Origin of the sequence: Roseibium sp. (assembly GCF_050301095.1) — a bacterium.
Lineage (GTDB): Bacteria > Pseudomonadota > Alphaproteobacteria > Rhizobiales > Stappiaceae > Roseibium.
In genome coordinates this window covers 1-3,538 of the sequence record NZ_JBNKYW010000073.1, presented here as the reverse complement: position 1 = coordinate 3,538, position 3,538 = coordinate 1, and the positions used below count along the sequence as shown (strand labels likewise).

At 62.4% G+C, this 3,538-nt stretch carries 4 protein-coding genes; 1 reads left to right on the top strand and 3 read right to left on the bottom strand.

Translation table 11 applies throughout. The features are described 5' to 3' along the window. Positions 1–1,371, top strand: a 1,371-nt coding sequence (locus tag ACQY7U_RS06770; protein WP_428643058.1) for an ATP-binding cassette domain-containing protein, incomplete at its 5' end; no start/stop codon positions are given. A gap of 181 nt (positions 1,372–1,552) precedes the next feature. Here ACQY7U_RS06770 and ACQY7U_RS06765 read toward each other — a convergent pair. From ACQY7U_RS06765 to ACQY7U_RS06755, 3 genes are all read right to left on the bottom strand, one after another. Continuing rightward, the gene (locus tag ACQY7U_RS06765) at positions 1,553–2,131 is read right to left on the bottom strand and encodes an N-acetyltransferase family protein (protein WP_428643057.1); all 579 of its coding nucleotides are present in this window, start codon (positions 2,129–2,131) and stop codon (positions 1,553–1,555) included. Next, entirely contained in the window at positions 2,128–2,685 is a 558-nt protein-coding gene (locus ACQY7U_RS06760; protein WP_428643055.1) for a helix-turn-helix domain-containing protein, read from the bottom strand. Before ACQY7U_RS06760 ends, ACQY7U_RS06765 begins: the two co-directional genes overlap by 4 nt. 227 nt (positions 2,686–2,912) lie before the next feature. Next, a partial coding sequence (locus tag ACQY7U_RS06755; RefSeq protein ID WP_428643054.1) for a beta-ketoacyl-[acyl-carrier-protein] synthase family protein occupies positions 2,913–3,538 on the bottom strand: 626 nt, incomplete at its 5' end.

Below are 3,538 nucleotides of genomic sequence, written 5' to 3'. Positions count from 1 at the left end.
ACAAACCACCTGGATCTGCCCGCCATCGAATGGCTGGAAGAGGAACTGAAAAGCCTCAAGTCCGCGCTCGTGCTGATTTCCCACGACCGCCGGTTCCTGGAAAACCTGTCGCGGGCCACCGTCTGGATCGACCGGGGAACTTCCCGGCGCATGGACAAGGGCTTCGCCCATTTCGAGGCATGGCGCGACGAGGTGTTCGAACAGGAAGAGGTCGACCAGCAGAAGCTGGCACAGAAGATCAAGCGCGAAGAACACTGGATGACCTACGGCGTCACTGCCCGGCGCAAGCGCAACATGCGGCGCGTGCGGGAACTGGCCGAACTCAGAAAGCAGAAGCGCGAGCATCGCGGCCCCCAGGGAACGGCAAAGCTCGCCGCCGCGGACGCGGAGGTTTCCGGCAAGCTCGTCATCGAGGCGAAGGGCATTGCCAAGACCTATGGCGGGCGGGCCATCGTCAAGGACTTTTCCACCCGCATCCAGCGCGGCGACCGGGTCGGTTTCGTCGGCCCGAACGGGGCGGGCAAGACCACGCTCTTGAAGATGCTGACCGGAGAACTTGCGCCCGACACCGGAACGGTACGGCTCGGCACAAACCTCGAAATGGTAACGCTCGACCAGAAACGCGAAAACCTCGACCTCAACGACACGCTGGCCTCCACGCTCACCGGCGGGCGCGGCGACACGGTCGTTATCGGCGACGAGACCAAGCATGTCATGTCCTACATGAAGGACTTCCTGTTCTCGCCCGAACAGGCAAGGACCCCGCTCGGCGTTCTGTCGGGTGGAGAGCGCGCACGCGCCATGCTGGCCCGCGCGCTCGCGAACAAATCCAACATGATGGTGCTCGACGAGCCGACCAACGATCTGGACCTGGAAACGCTCGACCTTTTGCAGGAACTCCTGGCCGACTATCCGGGCACGGCCCTGATCGTTTCGCACGACCGTGACTTCCTCGACCGGGTTGCGACCTCGGTGATTGTCTCGGAAGGCGACGGACTCTGGCGCGAATATGCCGGCGGCTACACCGATATGCTCGCGCAGCGCGGCGAAGGCGTGACGGCCCGCAGGATCGAAAAAGCCGCCCCGGAAAAGAAGGAAAAGCCTGCGGCCTCAGACCCTTCGGCGCAAAAGTCTCAGGTAAAATCCAAGCTGACTTTCACCCAGCAGCATCTTCTGAAGACCCTGCCCGGGACCATCGATAAACTTGAAGCTCAGCTTGAGAAACTGCAGGGTGAGATGAACGACCCGCAGCTTTATGCAAAGAACCCTGACAAGTTTGCCAGGATCTCCCAGCAAATCACTGACCTGACTGCGGAAAAGGACGCTGCGGAAGAACAGTGGCTCGAACTTGAGATGCTGAACGAGGGCTGAGTCGCATCAGGCGGCGGCATATGCCGGAAGTGACTTGTCACACCGGTTTGGCGCAGCCAAGACCTGGACCCGTTACTCCGCACCATTACGACTCAAGACCTGAACGCAACGTTTGCTGGATCGCTGCCGGAGTTTAAGCCCGCCAAGGCGGGTGCAGGGATAACAAGCTGGCTCGAAATCCTCACCTCAGATCCTTGTAAAACACCGTTGTCGCGTCGAGATCGCCGTGGCTGCCGTAGGCGTAGTCGGGGATGAGGCCGACCTTCCGGTAGCCGCAGGTCGGGTAGAGTTTTTCGGCGCGGTCGCCGGTGACCGTGTCGAGCACCAGAAGCCAGCGGCCAAGCGAAAGGGCGAGGCCGTCGACGGCCGACATCAGTTTGCGGGCAAGACCCTTGCGGCGGTGCGCAGGATGCACCATCAGCTTGGCGACCTCGGCGCGGTGCGGGCCGTTGTCCTGGGGAGCAAGAGCCAGCATGACGACACCTGCAACCTCCCCGCCTTGCCTTGCCACCATCAGAAAAGCCTCTCCGGTTTCGAGTGCCGGCAGTTTTCCGGTCCAGAAGGCTTCGGCCTTTTCCTGCGAAAGCGGCAGAATGAAGCCGATGCCGGCGCCATCCTCGACACAGGCTTTCAGCAGCGCGCCGAGCTGCGGAACGGCAGCGCGCGCTTCTTCGGGCGGAAGTAGGAAAACGGGCGGCTCCGGATGGAAGCCGGTGGAGTTTGCACCCGGTGCGGGCGAAGGGGTTTCAGAGGAAATCATGGCGTGATCACCGTCAGGATATAGCGCGCCGGCACGTCGCCGGTCGCCTGATAACTGTTGGGGGCATTGAGGCGGAAACGCAGGGCATCCCCGGAACCGAGGTCATAGGCGTCGCAGCCCAGGGTGAAACGCAAGGCCCCTTCCAGGAGCACGAGATGATGTTCAAGATCCGGAACGGGTGGGGCGGCATAGGAAATTATCGCTCCTGAAGGAAGCGTGCCTTCAATCATTGCGCCATGGTAGCCGCTTACCGACGGCGTCAGCGTCCGGCGCACAAAGCCGGTTTCCGGATCCTTCCAAACGGGTTGACTGTTTCTCGGAATGTGCCGCTCGGCCGTGGCGGAAGCCGCGCCGAAAAGCTCGGCCATGGAAAGGCCAAAGGCGCCGGCAAGTTTGCCGAGGACGTTCGCCGTCGGGCTGGTGTCGCCGCGCTCGATCCGCGACAGGGTTGCCCGGCTGATACCGGTCTTTTCGGCCAGCTCTTCCAGCGGCCAATTGCGGACCCGGCGAAGGTCCGTCAACCGGCGGGCAAGGTCTTGTTCAAGGTTGGACATCTCAAATCCCATAAATGAGATTTTTCTCATAAATGGGAATTTCATCTTCGCCAAGCACAAAGAATAGGCAGAGCCGACACGAGGAGGCAGGAACTGCGCGCGCCTCTTCGAGAGAGCGAACCGAATGAAACCTCCCCGTCGCCGTCCCGAACCTGATCCGGGACCAACACCCCAGCTATCCGGGCCCCGGCTCAAGGCCGGGGCGGCATTGGTTTCTGGACCAGGTCTCAGACCTTCGAGAACACCGCGCTGGCGTTGACGCCGCCGAAGCCGAAGCCGTTGGTGAGGATATGATCGACCTCGCGCGCGATGGCCTTGCCCGGCACCATCTCGAAGCGGGCCATGGCCTCGTCGACGGCTTCCAGGTTACGGGAGGGCGGCAGCAGGCCGCTGACCAGCGCCTTGACGCAGGCAATGGCTTCCACCGCCCCGGCAGCACCCAGAAGATGTCCGAACATGGACTTGCTTGAAGAGACCGCAAGGTCTTTGCCACGCCCCTCGAAGAGCGTCGTCAGGGCCGCGATCTCGGCCGCATCCCCGACCGGGGTCGAGGTGGAATGGGCGTTGACATAGCCGATGTCGGCAGGAGACAGCTTGGCGCTTGCGAGCGCATGGCGCATGGCCCGCAATCCTCCCTCTCCGTCCGGAGAAGAAGCCGTGACGTGATAGGCATCGGCGGTGGTGCCGTAGCCGGCCAGTTCCACCAGAATATTGGCGCCACGCGCCCGGGCATGCTCGTAGTCTTCCAGGATCAGGATGCCGGCGCCCTCGCCCATGATGAAGCCGTCCCGATCCTGATCGAAAGGCCGGGAGGCATGGGAGGGATCGTCATTGCGTTTGGAGGACATGGCCT